The organism is Klebsiella sp. 1SOBk10mer, from assembly GCF_046602535.1.
GTDB classification, from domain to species: Bacteria; Pseudomonadota; Gammaproteobacteria; order Enterobacterales; family Enterobacteriaceae; genus Klebsiella; species Klebsiella quasipneumoniae.
Map to the genome: position 1 here is coordinate 239,968 of NZ_JBKIUP010000002.1, position 20,646 is coordinate 260,613.

The window sequence follows — 20,646 nt, forward strand, 5'->3', positions numbered from 1 at the left end:
AACAAAAGCGCGACTAAATGTTATTTATTTGTGACTAGGGACCGTCCCGGGAAAGCGTTCATTGCGTAAAGAAGGTAAGTTTTTCAGCCCGCATCTTCCCGTTTCGTTCAAGTTAGTATAAAACAGCAGGTTTTAAAGGACTTATACCCTGGCGTCTCAGCCGGGGTATTTCACTACGCTTAATTTTGCCCGGAGCAACATGAACACATATTCCGTTTCCCGTCTGGCGCTGGCGCTGGCCTTCGGCGTGACGCTGTCCGCCTGTAGCTCGACGCCTGCCGATCAACAGCCCTCAACGCAGACTGCACCGGGCACCACCGCGCGTCCCATTCTGAACGCCGATGAAGCGAAAAACTTTACCCCGGCGGCCTATTTCCAGTCGCTGAACCCCAATGCCGCGGCCTGGACGCCGTCCGCCATCAGCCTGCCGGCGCAACCTGACTTTATCGTCGGCCCGGCGGGAACCCAGGGCGTGACCCATACCACCGTCCAGGCAGCGGTGGATGCGGCAATTGCCCGCCACTCTAACCGTCGCCTGTTTATCGCCATCATGCCGGGCGAATACCCGGGCACCGTCTACGTTCCGGCGGCGCCGGGCGCCCTGACTCTGTATGGTACCGGCGATAAACCGATTGACGTAAAAATCAGCGAAGCCATTGATTCTGAAATGGATCGCAATACCTGGCGTCGTCTGGTCAACCCGGGTGGCAAATACATGCCGGGCAAACCGGCGTGGTATATGTTCGACAGCTGCCAGAGCAAATCCACTGCCACCGTCGGCGTGATGTGCTCCGCGGTCTTCTGGTCGCAGAATAATGGCCTGCAGCTGCAGAACCTGACCATCGCCAACAACCTTGGCGACAGCGTCGATGCCGGTACCCACCAGGCCGTTGCCCTGCGCAGCGATGGCGACCAGGTGCAGATCGATAAGGTGAACATTCTTGGCCGCCAGAACACCTTCTTCGTGACCAACAGCGGCGTGCAGAACCGTCTGCAGGACAACCGTCAGACTCGCACCCTGGTAACCAACAGCTATATTGAAGGCGACGTGGATATCGTTTCTGGCCGTGGCGCCGTGGTGTTTGATAACACCGACTTCCGCGTGGTGAACTCCCGTACTCAGAAAGAAGCCTATGTCTTCGCGCCGGCCACCCTGAAGAGCGTGACCTACGGCTTCCTGGCGACTAACAGCCGCTTCACCGCCTCCGGGGATAACGTCGCGCAGCTCGGCCGCGCGCTGGATGTTGACGGTAACAGCAACGGTCAGGTCGTGATCCGCGACAGCGCCATCAACGAAGGCTTTAATATCGCCCAGCCGTGGGCGGCAGCGGTAGGCTCCGGCCGTCCGTTCAGCGGCAACACCGGCAGCGCGGATGACAAAGGCAATCTGCAGCGCAACCTCAACGACAACAGCTTCAACCGCATGTGGGAATATAACAACCGCGGCGTGGGAAGCAGCGTGGTCGCCGAGCCGAAACAGTAAAGCGCAACAAGCGTGAAGCATAATAAAAGAGGGGGCGATGCCCCCTCTTTCCTTTTTCGTTCAGCGCTTCACGCCGTCAGGCGGTTCGCCATTTGCGGGTCAGCGGTTTTTCCAGCTCCACGATCAGGAACATGGCGAAGCCGATGATAAAGGTGATCACCCAGTAGCGGAACGGCAGCCCGGTGGTGCCGAACAGCATCTGCATAAACGGCGCATAGATAATCAGCAGCTGCAGCACCAGCAGCACGCCGCTGACGATCCAGATCCCCTTGTTAGCCAGCAGACCTTTGGTTAACGAGAAACCATCCGACACGCGGCAGTTCAGCATATAGAACCACTGGGCGGTGACCAGGGTCTGCAACAGCACGGTACGGATAAACTCCGGCGAATAGCCGCGCGGCTGCAGCCAGGCTTCGAGAATAAAGGCGCTGACCGCAATCATCGACCCCACAAACGCCACGCGCCAGATGGCAAACCCGTCCATGACGTGAATTTTCGGGTCGCGCGGCGGCCGCCGCATAATATTTTTCTCACCGGCTTCAAACGCCAGACCAAACGACAGCGTGGCGGAGGTGGCCATGTTCATCCACAGGATCAGCACCGGCGTCAGCGGCAGCACGTTGCCTGCCAGCAGCGCGATCACGATCAGTAAACCCTGCGCAAGGTTGGTCGGCATGACAAAAAGAATGGTTTTCTTCAGGTTGTCATACACCCGGCGCCCCTCGCGGACCGCGCTGGCGATGGTGGCGAAGTTGTCGTCGGTCAACACCATATCGGCGGCTTCCTTGGTGACTTCGGTTCCCTTGATCCCCATCGCCACGCCGACGTCAGCCTGCTTCAGCGCCGGGGCATCGTTCACCCCGTCTCCGGTCATGCCGACAATCTCTTTCTTGCTCTGCAGAGCCTGCACCAGACGGAACTTATCTTCCGGGCTGGTGCGGGCGAAGATATCGAACTGCTGCGCGGCGACGCTCAGCTGCGCGTCGTCCATCACCTCCAGCTCGCGCCCGGTGATGGCGTTACCCGCATTGCCAATCCCCAACATTTTGCCGATGCTCATCGCCGTTTGCGGATGGTCGCCGGTGATCATCTTCACGCGAATCCCGGCCTGCAGGCAGTCGGCAATCGCCGTGATCGCTTCCGGACGTGGCGGATCCATCATCCCGGCAACCCCTAATAAAATGACCCCCTGCTGCAGATCCTGATGGGTCAGCTCGGTCTGGCCTGCGGCAGCCGGCTTCCAGGCCGCGGCCACCATGCGCAGCCCCTCCCGGGCGTACTCTTCAATTTTGCTTTCCCAGTACGGGAGATCCAGCGGCTGCAGTCCGTTGTCGCTCTGCTGATACTGGCACAGGCGGAACAGAACGTCAGGCGCGCCGGTGACCAGCACCACCTCCTCTTCGCCCAGCCGGTAAAGCGTCGACATGTATTTATATTGCGAATCAAAAGGAATTTTACTACGCAGCTCGCTGGGCTGCGGCGGCAGGGTTATCTTCGCCGCCAGCACCTTCAATGCCCCCTCGGTGGGGCCGCCGGTAATTTTCCACAGCCCGCCTTCCTCTTTGATAAGCTGGCTGTCGTTACACAGATCGATGGTGCGCAGATAGCGCTCAAGAAGCGATCCTGGCGCCACGGCGATCGGCGTCGGGTCGTCGATGGCATGGATTTTACCGACCGGCTCATAGCTGTCCCCTTCCACCCGATAGACGCTGTCCGCGGTGATCACCGCCTTCACCGTCATTTCGTTCATGGTCAGGGTCCCGGTTTTATCCGAGCAGATAACGGTCATCGCACCGAGGGTTTCCACCGTCGGCAGCTTGCGGATAATCGCTTTCTGACGGGCCATCGCCTGCACGCCAAGCGACAGAATAATCGAGATAATCGCCGGCAACCCTTCCGGGACCGACGCCACCGCGAGGCTAATTAACGACAGCATCAGTTCGGAGACCGGCATATCGCGGAACAGCAGGCTAAAGACGAACAGCGCCGCCATCATCACCAGAATGAGGATAAAAATGGCTTTGCCCAGCTTATCCATCTGCACCAGCAGCGGCGTGCGATGTTTCTCAATGCCCGCCATCATCTGGTTGATGTGGCCCAGCTCGGTATCGCCGCCGGTGGCCACCACGATCCCTTTCCCCGCCCCTGAGCTGACGGTGGTCCCGGAAAACACCAGGTTGCTGCGATCGCCGAGCGGCAAATCACCGCTTAGCGGCTCGGTGGTTTTTTCCACCACCGTCGACTCGCCGGTGAGGATCGCCTCTTCCACCCGCAGGTTGTGCGCCTCAATCACCCGTAAATCGGCGGGGATTCGGTCGCCGGCGCGGATCACCACGATATCGCCGGGTACCAGCGAGGTGGTGGGGATGGTTTCATGGTTGCCCTGGCGGATCACCACCGCCTCGCTGGAGAGCATATTACGGATACTCTGCAGCGATTTTTCCGCATTACTCTCCTGAATGAAGCCGATCAGCGCATTGACCACCGCCACCGCGAGGATCACTGACATGTCGATCCAGTGGCCCATTACCGCCTTGAGCAGCGCCGCCGCCAGCAGGACGTAGATCAGCACATCGTTAAAATGCACAATAAAACGCAGCCAGGCGGGTTTACCCGGCTTCTGCGGCAGGGCGTTTTCGCCATACTGCTGCAGGCGCGTGGCCGCCTCTGTTCCGCTAATCCCGTCCGGCGAACTCTGCACGCTGGCGAGCGTCTCCTCGACGGAGCGCTGATAGTAGGGCGCCCCCGGTTTATCTGTATTCATACTCTCTCCCTCGATTTATGAAGCGGAAGTCAGGACGACATCCCGCCGTCATCAGCGCACAACGAAAACCGGTACATGGGCATAGCGCACGATATTGGCCGCTTCCGAGCCCAGCAGGTGAGTCTGGATCCCCGGATTGCGTGAACCGACAATCACTACGTCCGCTTTTAGCTCATCGGCCAGGGCGATCACTTGATCGCGAACATTGCCACTGCGCACATAAAGATGGCTGGCGTCTTCCGCCAGGCCATTTTTTTTAACCAGCTCGGTCAGTTTTTCCTTAGCGGTAGTAATCAAATGGTCTTCCATCTTTCGGGCATCAGAGATAAATCCACGCGTTAACACCGGAGAGAATGCCGGAATGACATGGACAAGATGAATTTGCCCGGCAGAATGTTGGGCAAGGAATTTTGCATGAGAGAGCGCTTTGTCGGCCAGGCCTGCATCAAAAACGTCAACGGGAACAACGATATTTTTATACATGAGATAATCCTTTTATTACCAATACAATGCGTAGTGATGAATAACCCCATACTTGGGGAGGAACGAAATCTCAACAACAGAAGCGGCGAGCAGAATAGATGTTATTAAACGTAGCACAGGAAAATTAACATTAGAAAATGACGGATTAATAGACTGAAAAATATTATAAAAAGCTCTTATCACCTGCGAATCTCCTGCCCTTTCCCCAACGATGTCGCCAACGCTCGGGGTATTCACTTTTTTAACACTTCACCTTTTCTCCGACTATGCTGATTACAAGCAGGAGTGCCGCTCCGAATGTCCAGTGGTCACAGCGAGGGCCGAATTAAATGACATTTGCGGTTCGGGTGGGTGTTAAGGGAGAAAATCATGTTTGGTTATAGCCTGTTACGTCTGGGATTCTTTGTCGCGTTGGCCATTGTCGCCTGCACGCTGGTGGGACTATTCACCTATCTGGTTGTCGCCGCCCTCGCCGAATAAGCGTGCGCCGCGTAATAAAAATGTAAAATAAATCCTGAATCTGAGGGGAATACTGTGAACCGTTATTTTTCTCTCATCCCGGTTGTTATTTTATTGGCAACCGCTTGCGATCAGAAATCGCCGTCCGTCGAGTCCGCCCCGCGCATGGTCAAGGTGGCGCAGGTGACCGCCGTGGGCAATACCCAGCAGCGAACGTTTCCCGCACGTATCGAGTCTGGCGACTCCACCGAGCTGTCGTTTAAGCGGGGGGGCCAGGTGGAATCGCTGGATATTCGCCAGGGGGCGACCATCGCCCAGGGACAAACGCTGGCGCGCCTGAATGCCCGCGAGGCCCAACAGCGGGTCAATGAGCGACAAACGGCGGCCACCCTCGCCCAGCGTCAGTTCGACCGCTTCCAGACCCTGGCGGGACGTCAGGCCATCTCCCAGGCGGAAATGGACGTGCAGCGCGCCAATCGCGATGCCGCCAACGCGGCCTTAAAAATCGCCCGTGAAGAGCTGGCGCAAATGAGCCTCACCGCGCCCTTCGGCGGGATTGCCGCCGGCGTGCATATCCGCAACCATCAGGTGGTCGCCGCCGGCCAGCCGGTGATCACCCTGACGCGGACCGACCTGCTGGATGTAGTCTTCAGCATTCCCGAAAATCTGTTCACCTCCCTGGATATCCGTAATACCGCCTACCGTCCCGTCGTCAGGATCAATACCCTGCCGGGCCGCGAATTTACGGCGGAATACAAAGAGCATACCGGCAGCAGCGATAACAGCACCCTCACCTGGCAGATCATTTTAACCATGCCGCGGCCGGATGATTTTCCCACCGTCGGCGGGGTTAGCGGCACCGTGACGGTCAACCTCGGCAATTTACCGGCCAGCGCCGGAAGGGAAACCCTCGTGGTGCCAGTGGAGGCGGTGTTTAACCCGGATAACCGGCCGAAGAATGAACCCATCGTCTGGGTGGTGAAAGGCGACAATGCGCATCGGTTTCTTGAAGAGCGCAAAGTCACCGTCGGCGAGGTGACCGCGCAGGGAGTGACCATCACCGACGGTCTCCACGCGGGTGAGCAGGTGGTCGCGGCGGGCGTGAGCGAGCTGCATGCCGGGCAGCCGGTGCGGATCTGGACGCGTGAACGAGGATTATAAATGGACATTTCCCGTCAGTTTATTAATAACCCGACCCGCGTCTGGTTAGCCATTCTGCTGTTGGGGGTGGGGGGTCTGTTCGCCCTGCTCAATATCGGCCGTCTGGAAGATCCGGCCTTCACCATTAAAACGGCGGTGATCGTCACCCACTACCCTGGCGCGTCCGCTCAGCAGGTGGAGGAGGAGGTGACCCTGCCGCTGGAAAATGCGATTCAGCAGCTTCCCTCACTGGATAACGTCAGCTCCATCTCCTCAAATGGCTTATCGCAAATTACGGTGAATATCGCTTCGCAGTACCATTCCAGCGAGCTGCCGCAAATCTGGGATGAGCTACGTCGCCGCGTCGGTGACGCCAGCCGACTTTTCCCGCCTGGCGTCGTGACCCCCTTCGTCAATGACGACTTTGGCGATGTGTTTGGCTTTTTCTTCGCCATCTCGGGCGACAGTTTTACCAACCCCGAACTGGTGCGCTATGCCGAACAGCTGCGTCGGGAGCTGGTGCTGGTTCCTGGGGTCGGTAAAGTCGCTATCGGCGGCGTCATTCCGCAACAGATCAATGTTGATATCTCGCTGGCGAAGATGGCGGCGCGCGGGATCACGCTCAACCAGCTCGCCGCTATCCTGACCCGGCTCAACGTGGTGTCCAGCGCCGGAGAGATCCGCGTTGGCAGCGAATCGATCCGCCTTCACCCCACCGGGGAGTTTCAGAGCATCGATGAGCTGGGGGATCTGCTGGTCAGCCCTCACGGCGCCAGCGCCACCACCCGACTGCGGGATATTGCCACACTGTCGCGCGGGCTGACCGACTCGCCGTCCAGTATCTATCATGCCAACGGCCGCCAGGCGGTGACCATGGGGGTCTCTTTTATTCCTGGCGTCAACGTCATTGACGTCGGGCACGCCCTTGAAGCCCGCCTCCAGCAGATGGCCGCCGACAAACCGGCGGGGATCGACATCGCCATTTTTTACGATCAAGCGGCAGAGGTCGCCCACTCGGTCAATGGCTTTATTACCAACTTCCTGATGGCCCTGGCGATCGTGGTCGGCGTGCTGTTGGTGTTCATGGGGGTGCGCAGCGGGATCATTATCGCCCTGTCGCTGGCGCTCAACGTTCTCGGCACCCTGCTTATCATGTATATCTGGGGGATAGAGTTACAGCGGATCTCCCTCGGGGCGCTGATCATCGCCCTGAGTATGCTGGTGGACAATGCCATCGTTATTGTCGAAGGGGTGCTGATCGCCCGCCAGCAAGGTTCGCCGCTGCTGGGCGCCATTAACTATGTGATCCGCCGCTCCGCCCTGCCGCTGCTCGGCGCCACGATCATCGCCATCCTCGCCTTCGCGCCGATTGGCCTCTCGCAGGACTCCACCGGGGAGTATTGCAAATCCCTGTTCCAGGTGCTGCTGATCTCGCTGATGCTAAGCTGGTTCTCCGCCCTGACCATCACGCCGGTACTCATTAAGTGGTGGTTGTTTAAACACGCCCCGTCGGCCGCCGCGTCGGCGGAAAAAGCCGATCCATACCGCGGCCGCTTTTATCGCGGCTATCAGCAGACGCTGCGAATACTGCTGCAGCAAAAGACCGTGACCCTGGTGCTGATGGGCGCCCTGCTGGCCGCGGCTATCTGGGGCTTCACCTTCGTTCGGCAGAATTTCTTTCCGTCATCGAATACGCCCATTTTCTTTGTCGACCTGTGGCTCCCCTACGGTACCGATATTAACGCCACCGAGCAGATGACCCGCGATATTGAGCGGTCGATCGCCGGCCAGCCGGGGGTAGTCACCACCGTCGCCACCATTGGCCAGGGCAGTATGCGTTTTATTCTTACCTACAGCGGCCAGCGGCAGTACAGCAACTACGCGCAAATTATGGTGCGGATGGACGACCAGCGCGGCATCGCCCCCGTCACCCGCCACGTGGAAGCCTGGATCGCCAGAAACTACCCGCAGGTGAACGCCAGCACTAAACGCATTATGTTCGGCCCCTCCGGGGATAGCGCAATTGAAGTGCGCATTAAGGGCCCTGACCCGGATACGCTGCGCGCGCTGGCCAGTCAGGTGAGCGATATTCTCGCCGAAGATCCGGCCACCGACAGCGTGCGTAACGACTGGCAGAACCGCAGCAAGGTGATCCGCCCGCAGTACTCCCCGGCGCTGGGGCGCGAGCTGGGGGTGGATAAACAGGACATTGATCATGCGCTGGAGATGAATTTCTCCGGCAGTCGCGCCGGGTTATATCGCGAGGGCGCCGATCTGCTGCCGGTGATCGTCCGGCCGCCGGCAACGGAGCGACAGGATGCCAACCACCTGAATAACGTGCTGGTCTGGAGCCAGAGCCGCCAGCAGTATATCCCGTTGAGTAACGTCATCCATGGCTTCTCACTGGAGTGGGAAGATCCATTGATTCTCCGCCGGGATCGCACCCGGGTGCTGACGGTCCAGACCGACCCCAGTCCGCCAAGCGGCCAAACCTCGGGTGATATTCTCGCCCGGGTGAAACCACGCATTGACGCATTGACGCTGCCGCATGGCTACCGTATCGAATGGGGCGGCGATGCGGAGAATTCCAGTGAGGCGCAGCAAGGGCTGTTCACGACCCTACCGCTTGGCTATCTGGTGATGTTTATCATTACGGTGCTGATGTTCAGTTCGCTAAAAAACGCCGTCGCCATCTGGCTGACCGTGCCGCTGGCGCTGATCGGCGTCACGCCCGGCTTTTTGCTGACCGGCATTCCCTTCGGCTTTATGGCCTTAATCGGCCTTCTCAGCCTCAGCGGCATGCTGATCCGCAACGGCATTGTGCTGGTGGAAGAGATAGAGCAACAAAAACAAGAGAAAGATCAACGACAAGCGATCATTGATGCGGCAACATCCCGTCTGCGGCCAATCCTGCTGACCGCCTTCACCACCGTGCTTGGCCTTGCCCCGCTGCTGCGCGATGTTTTTTTCCAGAGTATGGCGGTGGTGATTATGTTCGGTCTGGCCTTCGCCACCGTGCTGACGCTGCTGGTTCTGCCGGTGATTTACGCCTGCTTTCACCATAAGGATATGACGCCTCAACGATGAACAGTACCGGTCTGAGCATTATTAAGACACTCGGCTGTATGACAGCGGTGACTTTTTTCACCATCTATAACACCTGGGATCGCTTTGATTATGACTATCACTGGATCCTCGGGCTGCTGACCTTCGTCTCGACCATCGCCACGCCGCTGTTTTTTGTGGTAGCCGGCTATCTTGACGCGCAGACGCGCCACGACGCCAACTGGCAAATTGGCAAAATCAAAAGCGTGGTGATCGTCTTTCTGTTTTGGATGACGGTCTATTATGTCTGGGAGCCTTATCAGCGCGGCTACCTGATCCAGCCCTGGTTTATTTTCGCCCTGATCGTCATCTATACCTTCCATCCCCTGATTGCCTGGCTCAGTCAGCGGCGCGGCCTGTTTTTCACCGTGGTCCTGACGCTGCTGTGCTGCTCTTATGGTTACGACCTGCTCTCAGTGCTCTATCCGGAAAGACATCTTTTCAGCCTGGCGCCGCAGTATCGTCTGTGGACATGGCTACTTTTTTATTTAACCGGGCAGTTGTTTAACGATCCGCGAGTCACGGAGTGGATACGCGACCCGCGGGTCATTAAAGGGTCGATTATCGCCCTGCCCTTTGTCTATTTATTTACCTGGTTTTATGAGCGCCACTTTTTCTTCGCGCTGTTTAAAGCCGATCGCAATGCGTTCATTCTGACGGGGTCGCAGATTTATATTCTGATCGTCCTGCTGGTGATCGCCGCTAACGCCGTGCAGTTTAAAAAGAACCGCGAACTGAAGGAGGCGGTACTGGCGACGGTTAGCAAAGCGATGACCGGGGTCTATATTCTGCACTACTCCGTTTTTCACCTGCTGGTGATGCTGATCCCTATACACTCGTTAGCCACCAAGCTGGGAGTGATTGCGCTAACGTTTGTCCTGTCGGTGCTCATTTCCCTTGCCGCGCTCTCCAGTACGCTGCTCAAGAAGGTGATAACCCTGTAACCGACAACGCGGCGATTTAGCGGAAGCTCCACTGAATGCTGATCACAAACACGCTGGGAATAATGATGCCACTCTCAAGAGCGAAATAGTCGGTAAAGTTGTACTGGATAGCATGGTAAATATAGGGTGAAAAGCCGATCCCGGTGGCATCCTTAAAATCTTTATAGGAGCCATGATCGCCGCAATGCTCGAAGGCGTCGAAGAAGAATTCGCCGGTATAGCCGTAAACGCCTTTGAAGGTCCATCCGCTGCCGTTGTGGTACCAGTCTCTTCTCACGCCCAGCGCCAGGCAGCGATCGTCGAAGCTATTATTCATAGTGCCAATCAGCAGACTGTATTTCGAGTCTTCTGAGAATTTACGTTCCACTGAGAAAAAGTGGTTTTCGAAATTCTCAGTATATTGCCCATGGTTATTGGTCAAATGGTAAACATAGGAACCGGTATTCATCGAATAGAGGTTAATCTCTTTCGCCTGCGCGAGAGTCGCTAACCCGGCAAGGAGCATTACGGTTCTACCGCGCATTTTCCCTCCTCAGTCTTCAAGGCCTGTCCATGGACAGATAGCTTCTGCCATATTTATCCGTCGGGACAAGGGGAAAAGCCCGAGAGGGGAATGGGGGAAAGATAACGATGCCCAACCGCCACATCGTTATTAAAAAGCGTAGCACACCCCTTATCCGCCAACAAACTGAGCAAACCGACAACGAAATGACCGATGTGTTTCCCTTTACCTAATTGTGCAAAAAAAAGACAAAACCTCACCTGCTTTTCGTTATGATCAGCGTCCGACGCGGAAGAAAGCCACCTGTCGACGACAGAGTTGCTGTGTACCCCTTCCTGCGTCGGCGCTATTTCATCCAGCACGCCGGTCAAAACATCACCTTCTCATTATCGTCAGCCTCTTCCCGCCAGTTTTACAAAGGTATCTTGCACAAACCGGATTTTATGTACAAGTAATGCAGACAACAAAATTCTTTAAAATCAATCGATTAATACAAAATACAAAAATAAGTCGTTCCGTTGTACATATAGTCCTGAAAAAAGTTGTACATAGCAGAATCACCGTCTATAGTTTTGGAGTGTTAACTGCTTGTTGCGCAACGAAGCGGGGATGTTTAACGGTGGCGCGGCAAGTCAGGCGGTGGTTCCTGGTTTTGCATTTCCTGTTCGTGACTTAGCGCGTACCAATGGTACGTAGCGACTTTTATTGTCAGTTTGCGTTATACGTGGGAGAGTTCGAGCTATGCATATTAAAAATACCATTCCAGCAGAGTTTGTCTTCAATTCGGCCCTGATGAAGAATATTGAAAATACGCTCATTAAGCAGCACAGAACGATAAATAATGAGCGGATGATTACGGAAATCCAGCATCGCCTGCAAACGGAAAGTAATGAAATACTTTCCGACCTCTATTTGCAGGCGCTGGATATGCTGTCCAGCAAACCTCATCATTAATTAACCCCGCGGAGCTGGCAGCAGGCTCAACCCTGCGGTGCCGGCACGCCTGGGTCTCTATCGGCTAACTGAGGCAAATAAAATGTCACACCATAATACCTGCTATCGTACTGAACATTACGATCTGTGGTTTGATAATCGTTTTCTTCTCTACGGGATGTCGCTGATCCTGAATAGTCTGCCGGCATCTTACTTTCGCAAAAAACATGTTTTCTTTACCAGCGACAATTATTTCGCAGTACTGCAGCACAACTATAACCGTCGGGATACGTTATTTATTCTTTTAACCGAAGGCAACGATCTTAATTTTCTGAGTGAACTGCCTATGCTGCGCTTACCGGCCGATTCAACGCCGGAAGAGTTAAAGATATTTCTGCACCAGCCCACCCGCTACTATAAAACCCACCCGGCGCCGGGCGCCTCGGTGCAGTTTACCGAGCGGGAAAAGAAAGTGATTCAACTTATCAGCAATGGCGAAGCGGTCGCCAGCATTGGCCGGTCGCTGAATCTGCATATTAAAACCATTTATCAGATCCGGCTGAATCTGATTAAAAAGCTCGGCTGTAGCGGTAGGACCGATTTTTTTAATATCAGCCGCAGCGAAACCTTTAAATCCTGGAGCCAGATCCACCTGTAACCCGGCGCGTTAGCCCCGGTCTGCTTTGCGGATCGGGGCGATTAATTATTACCGTGAAAATGGATGCTGAAGCCCTGCTCTTGCCAGTGGCTGAGCAGCTCTTCCTGCAGAGGGGTGGCAGCGCGTCCGGTCCAGACGAAGATATGCTGGCCGGGAAACAGCTCGGGCCGCGGCGACTCCAGCGGTTCGGCGAGGACGTTGACGTGCCAGCCACGCTGGGAAAGACGCCATGCCTCCAGCCACAGACGGGTCCTGTCCTCATTGCTCCAGCCCACCAGCAGCGTCTCCCTGCCGTTCTTCTTACGCGCTTCGGCAAGAAACAGCGCCACGCAGTCAATCAACAGACCATCCAGCATACTGCTAATCACCAGCGAGGTATTCTGATCGAGCTTCAGACGCTGACGTACCGGCACTAACAGGCTGTCGATGAGCGTGTCGACGGGGTGTTGATGGCTTAGCGCCAGTAATTTGGCACGGATTCTGGCAGGCTGCATATAACGCAGAATGGACATCATCTCTTCCTGAAGATGCGCGGATTCGTCGCGCGCCGCCGGCAGGTTATCCTCCAGCAGCGCTTTAACTTTCCCTACTGATACACCGCGCTCTATCCAGCGCTTGATCTCTTCAATGCGCAGAATATCTTCTTCATCAAATTGTCGATGCCCACCTTCGCTACGCTGCGGTTTCAGTAGACCGTAACGACGCTGCCAGGCGCGCAGTGTGACCGGATTGATTCCGCAACGTTCGGCTACCTCACCGATACTGTAAAACGCCATAGCAGCCTCACATCAATCTGATACTTTAATACCTAAACTAACGAATTCAGGCATCCTGTACAACTCTATTTTCTTGTACAGATAAAGATATCAGGTTGTGGCTCACAGCGCTTGGGAAAAAGATGAAAAAATAATTAGCTGATTTCGAGATGGATCATTTTTTCTCTGGCCAGGCGACGGCGGGCAAGCCTCCCAGACGCGCGCTGGCGAACAAATTCCCTTGAAACTGCGAAATACCGGCTGATTCCAGCCACATCCACTCTTCAGCGCGCTCAACGCCGACGGCTGAGACCGCAATCTCCAGTGAAAAACAGCATTTGATAATCGCCTGTACAATCGACTGGCGCGGCCCATCCTGGTGGATATTGCGGATCAGCTCATGGTCGATTTTAATTCTGTCGGGCTGGTATTGCGCCAGCAGTGACAGCCCGGCAAACCCGGCGCCGAAGTGGTCGATGGCGAGATTGATGCCCGCCCCCTTTAGCTTTCGCACCGCATCGGTAAAATCATCCATCCGCGAAATCACTTCCCGCTCGGTAAACTCGACAATAATCTGCTCAGGAATAAGATCATTCCGCTGAATTTGATCGAGCAGGAAACCCACCGCGTTCGGCGCTTTAACCAGCGTCATCGGTAGTAAATTAATACTTAACGCCTTATTGCGTAAGCCTAATTTCCCCGCCAGCGACAGCGCCACCCGTTTACTGTGCAGATCGGCGAGATAAATGTCGTCCCCGGAAAGCCCGGCAAAATAGGCGCCAGGCGACTGGCCGTCCGGTGTGCGTAACAGCGCTTCCCACGAAATAATTTCGCAGGCGAAAGGGTCGACGATCGGCTGGAAGGCAAAGGACCAGCTTTCCTTATTATCAATTATCGGGGTATCAGGATAGAAAGTATTCTGATCGGGGATGAATACCCAGCTGTCAGCGGAAGGAATCTCAAAATAGTTCGCTTTTTCCGTTGATTCGACGAAGGTACGGAAAAATTGCAGTGCCCGGTCGTCATAGGTGAGCTGATATTTTGAGGTCCCGCGGTCCATCACCGTCTGCAGCACTTCCTCGCGATCATGTTCGCGTAAATCAAACAGTTCCATGCCGACATTACCGAAACGGCGGGACGGCGCATAGTCGCACAGAAGCTCCACCAGGTTATAGTGGCGGGGATCGCGGCAAATATGCTGATAAATATCCCGAACCTTTTCTTCAGGCCCCTCAATGAGTTGAAAAAAATGCGTCCCGTTAAAAAGTAAAATACCGGTGACGTCCGCCTGCCCATTTCTTTCGTTTGCCCTGGCGACCATGGCCTCGATCGATTTGAATGAGACATTGTCGCAGATATGGCTGCGATAAATGATGGTGGTTAGCATAGTGATTCCAGATGGGAGGGTAAGCATTCACAGTAGCAGTTATCAGGCTAATCGTCTTGTAAAACTACGTTTTGTCTTAACAAAAAAGATACACTAAAAATCCCTTTTTTGTGCAAGGCTTTTTCATTTTTCTTTTCTTGTACAACATGCAACGCTAAACCCTACCTTCACAAGCCAGAAACACACCAAACATAAAAAATTAACCGATTATAAATCAAAATGTTAACACGTTTTGAATCATTTCTGTGCAACTTTGTGTGTACAGGTTAGTAAATATTGTATAAGTTTAATGGCAGTTAACAGATGAATGAAATGAAAGGAGCACATATGCAGCAGAATGGTTACATTCCAGATACAGCGAACGCAATTGCCCAGTATTTCAACAAAGCATCGTTACCTTCCCAGCAGGAAACGCTGGGTCAGATTGTGATGGATATTCTCAACGAAGGGCGTCATCTCAACCGCAAAGCGCTGTGCACCAAACTGTTGAGCCGCCTCGACCGCGCCCGTGCCCCAGAGGAAGAGAGTCACTATCAGACCTTAATTGGTCTGCTGTTTGCCGGTCAGGAATAACGTCATCGATCGTCGCCTGTTGCGCCGCAGTAGCAGATGAGGGGCGATCGCTTCCACAAACCTGCTGCTGACCTGAATGCCCGTTCGCAGATTCAGGGAGAGAGTGGCATGCAGAGAGACGGTTATGAATAGCAGTGAAACTGAGGAAATCACCGATGAGATCATCGGCGAGGCGGTGCTCGCGCTTCTGAAAACGAATCGCCCGATTACCACTCCGACCCTGCTGGTGCGACTTCGGTTGATGCAGGCGACAGAGTCAGACCGACAGCGAAGAAAGGTCATCGCTGCCGTGATCGAAGAAATTTGCGCGAAGCTTGCCCGTCAGCGCAAGCAAGCGCCTTTGCAGGTAAAGAAAATCAATGGCCGTTGGGAAACCCGAGGTTCGCCGACACAAAGCGCCATGGCGCTGGAAGGTAAAAAGATCCACTGAGTCTCCCAACCATGGTGAATAACACAGAGTGAGAATGTGATGAGACAGACTATGCATCAGCAACCCGATATTTACGCAGGACTGCAGGACACCGCGCTCTCCGACTATTTCCGTAACGCCGGTGATAAGCTGGTTGATGAGTCCGCCGTGATGTCGCTGGCCATCAACAGTATTCTCCAGTCCGAGGGTCACCTGAACAATAAGGCCATTATTTTATGGTTGATTCAGGCGCTGGAAAGCACCGATGACGTGGTGACCGCAGACGTGATCCGTAAAACGCTGGAGATTGTCGTCGGCTACACCATGGACGATATCTAAAGCCATCACGCTTCAGGTCTACCAGGGCAACACCTTCCCTACAGAGCCTGTCCGCTCTGATCAAAAAAACCTCGCTCACGCGAGGTTTTTTCTTTTACCGCCTGACGGATCAGTGAGCGTTGACCACCACCCACATCGGTCCCTGCCCGACCGCATAGCGGCCTTTCTCCTGCAGCAGCCCCTGCTCGCCGGTAATTTCGTACACCGCGATATGGTGCGACTTCTGCCCGGCGGCAATCAGATACTTACCGCTGTGATCGAGATTGAAGCCGCGCGGCTGGGTCTCGGTCGGCTGATAGCCTTCCACCGCCAGCACGCTACCATCTTCCGACACGCTGAACACCGTGATGATGCTGGCGGTACGATCGCAGGCGTACAAATGACGCCCGTCCGGAGTGATATGAATATCCGCCGCCCAGCGCACGCCGGTGAAATCAGGCGGCATCATATCCAGAGTTTGTACACATTCGATGTTGCCATTCGGGTCTTTCAGCTCCCAAACGTCAATTGAGCTGTTCAGCTCATTGACGCAGTAACCATACTGCTGGTTCGGATGGAACACCATGTGGCGCGGACCCGCCCCCTCGACGGTGGTGACTTCCGCTGGCTCCTGGGCGGAGAGGAAACCATCTTCGCTGAGGGTAAACAGGCAGATGCGATCCTGCTTCAGCGCCGGCACCCACAGGGTACGGTTGTCCGGGGAGATATTGGCCGAGTGGCAGCCTTCCAGCCCTTCCACCACGGTGATAGTTTCAGCCGGCAGGCCATCCTGCAGCGGGGTCACGCTGACGCAGCCCTGATTGTAGGAGGCGCTGAAGACAAAGCGGCCATGATGATCGGTAGAAATGTGGGTCGGGCTGCCCGGCAGCGCCGCTTCTCCCGCAAAGGTCAACGCCCCGTTATCCGGCGTGATGCGATAAGCTAACACGCGAAACTCCGGACGAACGCCAACGTACAGATACTCCTTATTGGGACTGACCACCATCGGCTGGACCTGACCCGGGGCATCAACCACCTGCACCAGCGTCAGTTTGCCGTCCGCTTCAAGACTCCAGACGTGGATTTGTTGGCTTTCCGGGCTGGCGGTATAAACGGTTTGTTTCATGACTACTCCTTCCCTCACTGCACGTGGATTTTTCATTTTCAGGATAACAGCACCCTGAAAATTATAAGACATCCGCCCATGATACTCGCATCGCCGACCGAATTACCGACGGAAGGCGGCACAAAGGGCATACAGACATTCACGGCAGATGTGGAAAAATTGGTCCTGACGCCACGGCGGTGTACCATCATGGCCAGGTACTTTTCAACATCAACCGGAAATAACACATGACAACACGCGTGATTGCCCTGGATTTAGACGGCACCCTGCTTACCAGCAAAAAAACCATCCTGCCCGCTTCGCTGGAAGCGCTGGCCCGCGCCAGAGAGGCGGGCTACCAGGTGATCGTCGTTACCGGACGTCATCACGTCGCTATTCATCCTTTTTATCAGGCACTGGCCCTCGATACACCTGCAATTTGTTGTAATGGCACTTATTTGTATGATTATCACGCAAAAAAGGTTTTGGCGGCCGATCCTATGTCGGTGGAACACGCGGTAAGCCTCACCGCCATGCTCGCCGAACAGCAGATCCACGGTTTGGCCTATGTGGATGACGCGATGCTTTACGAACAGCCCACCGGGCATGTGATCCGCACCCGCAACTGGGCGCAGGCGCTACCGGAGGATCAGCGCCCGGTCTTCAGCCAGGTCGACTCGCTGGCGCAGGCGGTCCGCGAGGTCAAGGCGGTATGGAAATTCGCCCTCACCGACGATGACATTCCCCGTCTGCAGCGCTTTGCGCAGGAGGTCGGCGAGACGCTGGGCCTGGCGTGCGAATGGTCGTGGCACGACCAGGTGGATATTGCCCGCGCCGGCAACAGCAAAGGCAAACGCCTGGCGCAGTGGGTCGCTGACCAGGGGCTGTCGATGCAGAATGTGGTGGCCTTCGGCGATAACTACAACGATCTGAGTATGCTGGAAGCAGCAGGCACCGGGGTGGCGATGGGCAATGCGGTGGACGAGGTCAAAGCCCGCGCCAACGTGGTCATCGGGGACAATGAGTCCGCCAGCATCGCCGAGTTTATCTACCGTCAGCTGCTGTGATCAGGCGGCGATCGACACGCTTTTGATCTGGGCAAACACCTGCTGGCCTGGCGCTATCGCCAGGTCATCCCGCGCCCACGGGCTGATTCGAGCCCACAGAGGATGGCCGCTCACCCTGAGCTGAACCTCGATCTGTCCGTTGACCTCCAGACACTGAACCACCTCGGCGCGCAAGATGTTGCGGATGCTGGTGGCGGACGGTTGGGCCAGCACCAGCGAAACATCCGACGCCTGAATGCGGATCCGCGCGGTATCACCTGCGGGACGTTCGAGCCGGTTGACCCACAGCATTTGATCCCCCAGCGTCAGCGCGGTCATCGCGTACTGCGGATGCTGCGCGGCGATGGTGGCGCTGAGGATCGTACTCTGCTGTTCCGCCGGCAGCCAGGGGTGCATCACGCTGCTGCTCCAGACCTCCTCCAGCGGACCGAAAGCCTTCACCTTACCGGCCTCCAGCACCAGCACGCGATCGGCCAGATGCTGGATCTCGTCCAGCGAGTGGCTGACGTAAAGCATCGGAATATGGATCTCCTGCGCCAGTCGCTGCAAATAGGGCAACAGTTCGCGTTTGCGCGGAATATCCAGCGAGGCCAGCGGCTCGTCCAGCAGCAGCAGCTCCGGCGCGGTCAGCAAAGCGCGGCCGATGGCTACACGCTGCTTTTCGCCGCCGGATAACCGGCCAGGCAGGCGATCCAGCAAGGGAGCGATCCCCAGCAGCTCCACCAGCTTATCGAACTGGCTGACCATGGATTTCGCCATGCCGTACTGCAGATTGCCGCGCACTTTATAGTGGGGAAACAGGCGCGCATCCTGAAAGACATAGCCGATCCGCCGCTGCTCCGGCGCCAGGCAGATACGCTGCGCGGTGTCGTTCAGCACCCTGCCGTTGAGCACGATCCGCCCCGCCTGCGGCCGGGTCAGGCCGCTGATAGCGTTGATCAACGACGTTTTCCCGGCGCCGGAGACGCCAAAGATGGCGGTGATCCCGCTGCTGGGCAGCGTTTCACGGATCTGCAGACAGTGGCTGCCGAGGGTCTGGGTAAAGTCCAGCTCCAGCATCATTATCCTCCTATACGCTGGCGGCTCACGCGGGCCAGCCATTCTGATATCAAGAGCGAGACCAGCGCCAGGCCGATAGCGATGAGGCACAGACGAGCCGCCGCCCCCTCCCCGCCCGGAGTCTGGATCAGGGTGTACATCGCCGAAGGCAGGGTACGCGTTTCGCCGGGAATATTGGAGACGAAGGTGATGGTCGCGCCAAATTCCCCTAACGAGCGGGCGAAGGCCAGCACCGTGCCAACAATAATTCCCGGCAGAGTCAGCGGCAGCGTAATGGTGAAAAATACCCGCCAGCGGCTGGCCCCGAGGGTTCTCGCCGCCTGCTCCAGTTTGATGTCCACCCCCTCCAGCGCCAGGCGGATGGCGCGCACCATCAGCGGGAAAGACATCACCGCCGCCGCCAGCACCGCCCCGCGCCAGCTGAAGGCAAAGCTGATGCCGAACCAGTCATACAGCCAGCTGCCAATAAACCCGCGCCGCCCCATGGCCACCAGCAGCAGATATCCCACCACCACCGGCGGCAGCACCAGCGGCAGATGGAGAAGGCTGTCGAGCAGCGCCTTGCCGGGGAAGGTGCGCCTGACCAGCAGCCAGGAAAAAAAGATGCCAAAGGGCAGGCTCAAGGCCACCGCCAGGGAGGAGACTTTCAGGCTCAGCAGCACCGCCTGCCATTCGGGTTCGCTCAGAAACATCAGCGGGTGGTAAATCCGTAACGTTGGAAAATCGCGGACGCTTCCGGCCCTTTCAGGTAGTCATAGAAAGCGCTCACGGCCGCATTGCGATGGCCATCGACAATCGCCAGCGGGTATTCGACTTTCTGATGCGACGCCTCCGGGAAGGTGCCCACCACTTTCACCCCTTTGCTGGCCACAGCATCCGATCCGTAGACGATGCCCAACGGCGCTTCGCTACGCTCCACCAGCGCCAGCGCGCCGCGCACGTCTTCCGCCGGCGCAAGCTTCGGCGACAGGGTCTCCCAGGCGCCCAGTTTCTGCAGCGCTTCTTTGGCGTAGATCCCTGCCGGAACGTGCTGCGGATCGCCCACCGCCAGACGGCCCCCTTTCAGCAGGCTGGTCCAGTCGGTTTTCTCATCAATGGTAATCGCACCCTGCGCGCTGGCTTTCGGCGCCACCACCACCAGGCTGTTGCCAAGCAGGGTGGCGCGGGTCGCCGGATCGATGGCCTTTTTGTCAGCCGCGTAGTCCATCCACTTTTGATCGGCGGAGATAAACAGATCCGCCGGGGCGCCTGCTTCAATCTGCCGCGCCAGCGTCGACGACGAGGCAAACGACGAGACGACCTCGACGTTTTTCTCTTTCTTATACGCCTGGGCGATATCCTGCATCGCGTTGGTTAACGATGCGGCGGCGAAAACGGTCACTTTCCCCTCTGCCGCCAGCGCCTGACCCGCGACGCACAGCGTGAGTGATACCCCGATAACCCCGCGTAACCAAGAACCTGCCATCTGAATCTCCTGTCAATGCGTTATGTATTCGACAATA

The 20,646-nt window shown here is 56.3% G+C and carries 20 protein-coding genes; 10 read left to right on the plus strand and 10 right to left on the minus strand.

The genetic code is table 11. From position 1 onward, the window contains the following. Positions 1-199 precede the first annotated feature (199 nt). Positions 200-1,483, plus strand: a complete 1,284-nt coding sequence (locus ACLH1I_RS06880; RefSeq protein WP_004886081.1) for a putative acyl-CoA thioester hydrolase — start codon at positions 200-202, stop codon at positions 1,481-1,483. Positions 1,484-1,559: 76 nt separating this feature from the next. Here ACLH1I_RS06880 and ACLH1I_RS06885 read toward each other — a convergent pair whose 3' ends face one another. After that, positions 1,560-4,247: a cation-transporting P-type ATPase gene (locus ACLH1I_RS06885; protein ID WP_049116087.1), complete on the minus strand. Its 2,688-nt coding sequence runs from the start codon at positions 4,245-4,247 to the stop codon at positions 1,560-1,562. A 51-nt stretch (positions 4,248-4,298) separates the two neighbouring features. After that, positions 4,299-4,730, minus strand: a complete 432-nt coding sequence (locus ACLH1I_RS06890; RefSeq protein ID WP_004886076.1) for a universal stress protein — start codon at positions 4,728-4,730, stop codon at positions 4,299-4,301. Between the two features lie 534 nt (positions 4,731-5,264). On the opposite strand from ACLH1I_RS06890, the gene ACLH1I_RS06895 reads away from it, so the two are divergent. The 3 genes from ACLH1I_RS06895 to ACLH1I_RS06905 are packed head-to-tail and all read left to right on the plus strand — an operon-like array spanning position 5,265 to position 10,378. Beyond that, positions 5,265-6,350, plus strand: a complete 1,086-nt coding sequence (locus tag ACLH1I_RS06895; RefSeq protein WP_048294404.1) for an efflux RND transporter periplasmic adaptor subunit — start codon at positions 5,265-5,267, stop codon at positions 6,348-6,350. Beyond that, a complete protein-coding gene (locus ACLH1I_RS06900; protein ID WP_049093526.1) occupies positions 6,351-9,416 on the plus strand; it encodes an efflux RND transporter permease subunit in 3,066 nt (1,021 codons plus the stop codon). Positions 9,417-9,454: 38 nt separating this feature from the next. Continuing rightward, positions 9,455-10,378, plus strand: a complete 924-nt coding sequence (locus ACLH1I_RS06905; RefSeq protein WP_074186554.1) for an acyltransferase — start codon at positions 9,455-9,457, stop codon at positions 10,376-10,378. A gap of 16 nt (positions 10,379-10,394) precedes the next feature. Here the strand turns inward: ACLH1I_RS06905 and ACLH1I_RS06910 are convergent, their stop codons facing one another. Together ACLH1I_RS06910 and ACLH1I_RS06915 are read right to left on the minus strand one after the other, a co-directional pair. Beyond that, positions 10,395-10,901 (minus strand): hypothetical protein, encoded by a 507-nt coding sequence (locus tag ACLH1I_RS06910; protein WP_004886059.1) that lies wholly within the window; start codon positions 10,899-10,901, stop codon positions 10,395-10,397. Between the two features lie 53 nt (positions 10,902-10,954). Beyond that, positions 10,955-11,251, minus strand: coding sequence for a hypothetical protein (locus ACLH1I_RS06915; protein ID WP_165718679.1), 297 nt, complete (start codon positions 11,249-11,251; stop codon positions 10,955-10,957). Positions 11,252-11,621: 370 nt separating this feature from the next. On the opposite strand from ACLH1I_RS06915, the gene ACLH1I_RS06920 reads away from it, so the two are divergent. Both ACLH1I_RS06920 and ACLH1I_RS06925 read left to right on the plus strand, forming a co-directional pair. Then, entirely contained in the window at positions 11,622-11,834 is a 213-nt protein-coding gene (locus ACLH1I_RS06920; protein ID WP_004886058.1) for a biofilm development regulator YmgB/AriR family protein, read from the plus strand. Between the two features lie 82 nt (positions 11,835-11,916). Continuing rightward, the gene (locus ACLH1I_RS06925) at positions 11,917-12,471 is read left to right on the plus strand and encodes a helix-turn-helix transcriptional regulator (RefSeq protein ID WP_049114933.1); all 555 of its coding nucleotides are present in this window, start codon (positions 11,917-11,919) and stop codon (positions 12,469-12,471) included. Between the two features lie 41 nt (positions 12,472-12,512). On the opposite strand, the gene ACLH1I_RS06930 is transcribed toward ACLH1I_RS06925, so the two are convergent. Next, the gene (locus ACLH1I_RS06930; protein ID WP_004886056.1) at positions 12,513-13,247 is read right to left on the minus strand and encodes a MerR family transcriptional regulator; all 735 of its coding nucleotides are present in this window, start codon (positions 13,245-13,247) and stop codon (positions 12,513-12,515) included. A 154-nt stretch (positions 13,248-13,401) separates the two neighbouring features. After that, on the minus strand, positions 13,402-14,613 hold the full coding sequence (locus ACLH1I_RS06935) for a diguanylate phosphodiesterase (protein WP_017899618.1): 1,212 nt from the start codon (positions 14,611-14,613) through the stop codon (positions 13,402-13,404). A 327-nt stretch (positions 14,614-14,940) separates the two neighbouring features. Here ACLH1I_RS06935 and ycgZ point away from each other — a divergent pair, with 327 nt between their 5' ends. From ycgZ to ACLH1I_RS06950, 3 genes are all read left to right on the plus strand, one after another. Further along, a complete protein-coding gene (gene ycgZ, locus ACLH1I_RS06940; protein WP_004151693.1) occupies positions 14,941-15,186 on the plus strand; it encodes a regulatory protein YcgZ in 246 nt (81 codons plus the stop codon). Between the two features lie 124 nt (positions 15,187-15,310). Beyond that, complete coding sequence (locus tag ACLH1I_RS06945; RefSeq protein ID WP_023320000.1) at positions 15,311-15,616, plus strand: hypothetical protein; 306 nt, start codon at positions 15,311-15,313, stop codon at positions 15,614-15,616. A gap of 51 nt (positions 15,617-15,667) precedes the next feature. Then, positions 15,668-15,934: a biofilm development regulator YmgB/AriR family protein gene (locus ACLH1I_RS06950; protein ID WP_004886050.1), complete on the plus strand. Its 267-nt coding sequence runs from the start codon at positions 15,668-15,670 to the stop codon at positions 15,932-15,934. A 109-nt stretch (positions 15,935-16,043) separates the two neighbouring features. Here the strand turns inward: ACLH1I_RS06950 and pgl are convergent, their stop codons facing one another. Then, positions 16,044-17,039 (minus strand): 6-phosphogluconolactonase, encoded by a 996-nt coding sequence (pgl, locus tag ACLH1I_RS06955; protein ID WP_017899615.1) that lies wholly within the window; start codon positions 17,037-17,039, stop codon positions 16,044-16,046. A 227-nt stretch (positions 17,040-17,266) separates the two neighbouring features. Between pgl and ACLH1I_RS06960 the strand changes: the two genes are divergently transcribed. Further along, positions 17,267-18,085: a pyridoxal phosphatase gene (locus ACLH1I_RS06960; RefSeq protein WP_004886041.1), complete on the plus strand. Its 819-nt coding sequence runs from the start codon at positions 17,267-17,269 to the stop codon at positions 18,083-18,085. Here ACLH1I_RS06960 and modC read toward each other — a convergent pair whose 3' ends face one another. Genes modC through modA form a run of 3 tightly spaced genes read right to left on the minus strand, consistent with a single transcriptional unit; the run spans position 18,086 to position 20,609 of the window. Next, positions 18,086-19,144: a molybdenum ABC transporter ATP-binding protein ModC gene (modC, locus tag ACLH1I_RS06965; RefSeq protein WP_004886036.1), complete on the minus strand. Its 1,059-nt coding sequence runs from the start codon at positions 19,142-19,144 to the stop codon at positions 18,086-18,088. A 2-nt stretch (positions 19,145-19,146) separates the two neighbouring features. Further along, complete coding sequence (gene modB / locus ACLH1I_RS06970) at positions 19,147-19,836, minus strand: molybdate ABC transporter permease subunit (protein WP_004886033.1); 690 nt, start codon at positions 19,834-19,836, stop codon at positions 19,147-19,149. After that, entirely contained in the window at positions 19,836-20,609 is a 774-nt protein-coding gene (gene modA / locus ACLH1I_RS06975; RefSeq protein ID WP_004886031.1) for a molybdate ABC transporter substrate-binding protein, read from the minus strand. Before modA ends, modB begins: the two co-directional genes overlap by 1 nt. Positions 20,610-20,646: the final 37 nt, after the last annotated feature.

Coding starts and splice junctions, on each gene's coding strand:
- ACLH1I_RS06885 (WP_049116087.1), bottom strand. CDS start 4,247: ATGAATACAGATAAACCGGGGGCGCCCTACTATCAGCGCTCCGTCGAG.
- modB (WP_004886033.1), bottom strand. CDS start 19,836: ATGTTTCTGAGCGAACCCGAATGGCAGGCGGTGCTGCTGAGCCTGAAA.
- ACLH1I_RS06935 (WP_017899618.1), bottom strand. CDS start 14,613: ATGCTAACCACCATCATTTATCGCAGCCATATCTGCGACAATGTCTCA.
- ACLH1I_RS06890 (WP_004886076.1), bottom strand. CDS start 4,730: ATGTATAAAAATATCGTTGTTCCCGTTGACGTTTTTGATGCAGGCCTG.
- ACLH1I_RS06945 (WP_023320000.1), top strand. CDS start 15,311: ATGAATAGCAGTGAAACTGAGGAAATCACCGATGAGATCATCGGCGAG.
- modC (WP_004886036.1), bottom strand. CDS start 19,144: ATGCTGGAGCTGGACTTTACCCAGACCCTCGGCAGCCACTGTCTGCAG.
- ycgZ (WP_004151693.1), top strand. CDS start 14,941: ATGCAGCAGAATGGTTACATTCCAGATACAGCGAACGCAATTGCCCAG.
- ACLH1I_RS06920 (WP_004886058.1), top strand. CDS start 11,622: ATGCATATTAAAAATACCATTCCAGCAGAGTTTGTCTTCAATTCGGCC.
- ACLH1I_RS06910 (WP_004886059.1), bottom strand. CDS start 10,901: ATGCGCGGTAGAACCGTAATGCTCCTTGCCGGGTTAGCGACTCTCGCG.
- ACLH1I_RS06960 (WP_004886041.1), top strand. CDS start 17,267: ATGACAACACGCGTGATTGCCCTGGATTTAGACGGCACCCTGCTTACC.
- modA (WP_004886031.1), bottom strand. CDS start 20,609: ATGGCAGGTTCTTGGTTACGCGGGGTTATCGGGGTATCACTCACGCTG.
- ACLH1I_RS06905 (WP_074186554.1), top strand. CDS start 9,455: ATGACAGCGGTGACTTTTTTCACCATCTATAACACCTGGGATCGCTTT.
- ACLH1I_RS06925 (WP_049114933.1), top strand. CDS start 11,917: ATGTCACACCATAATACCTGCTATCGTACTGAACATTACGATCTGTGG.
- ACLH1I_RS06880 (WP_004886081.1), top strand. CDS start 200: ATGAACACATATTCCGTTTCCCGTCTGGCGCTGGCGCTGGCCTTCGGC.
- pgl (WP_017899615.1), bottom strand. CDS start 17,039: ATGAAACAAACCGTTTATACCGCCAGCCCGGAAAGCCAACAAATCCAC.
- ACLH1I_RS06930 (WP_004886056.1), bottom strand. CDS start 13,247: ATGGCGTTTTACAGTATCGGTGAGGTAGCCGAACGTTGCGGAATCAAT.
- ACLH1I_RS06950 (WP_004886050.1), top strand. CDS start 15,668: ATGCATCAGCAACCCGATATTTACGCAGGACTGCAGGACACCGCGCTC.
- ACLH1I_RS06900 (WP_049093526.1), top strand. CDS start 6,351: ATGGACATTTCCCGTCAGTTTATTAATAACCCGACCCGCGTCTGGTTA.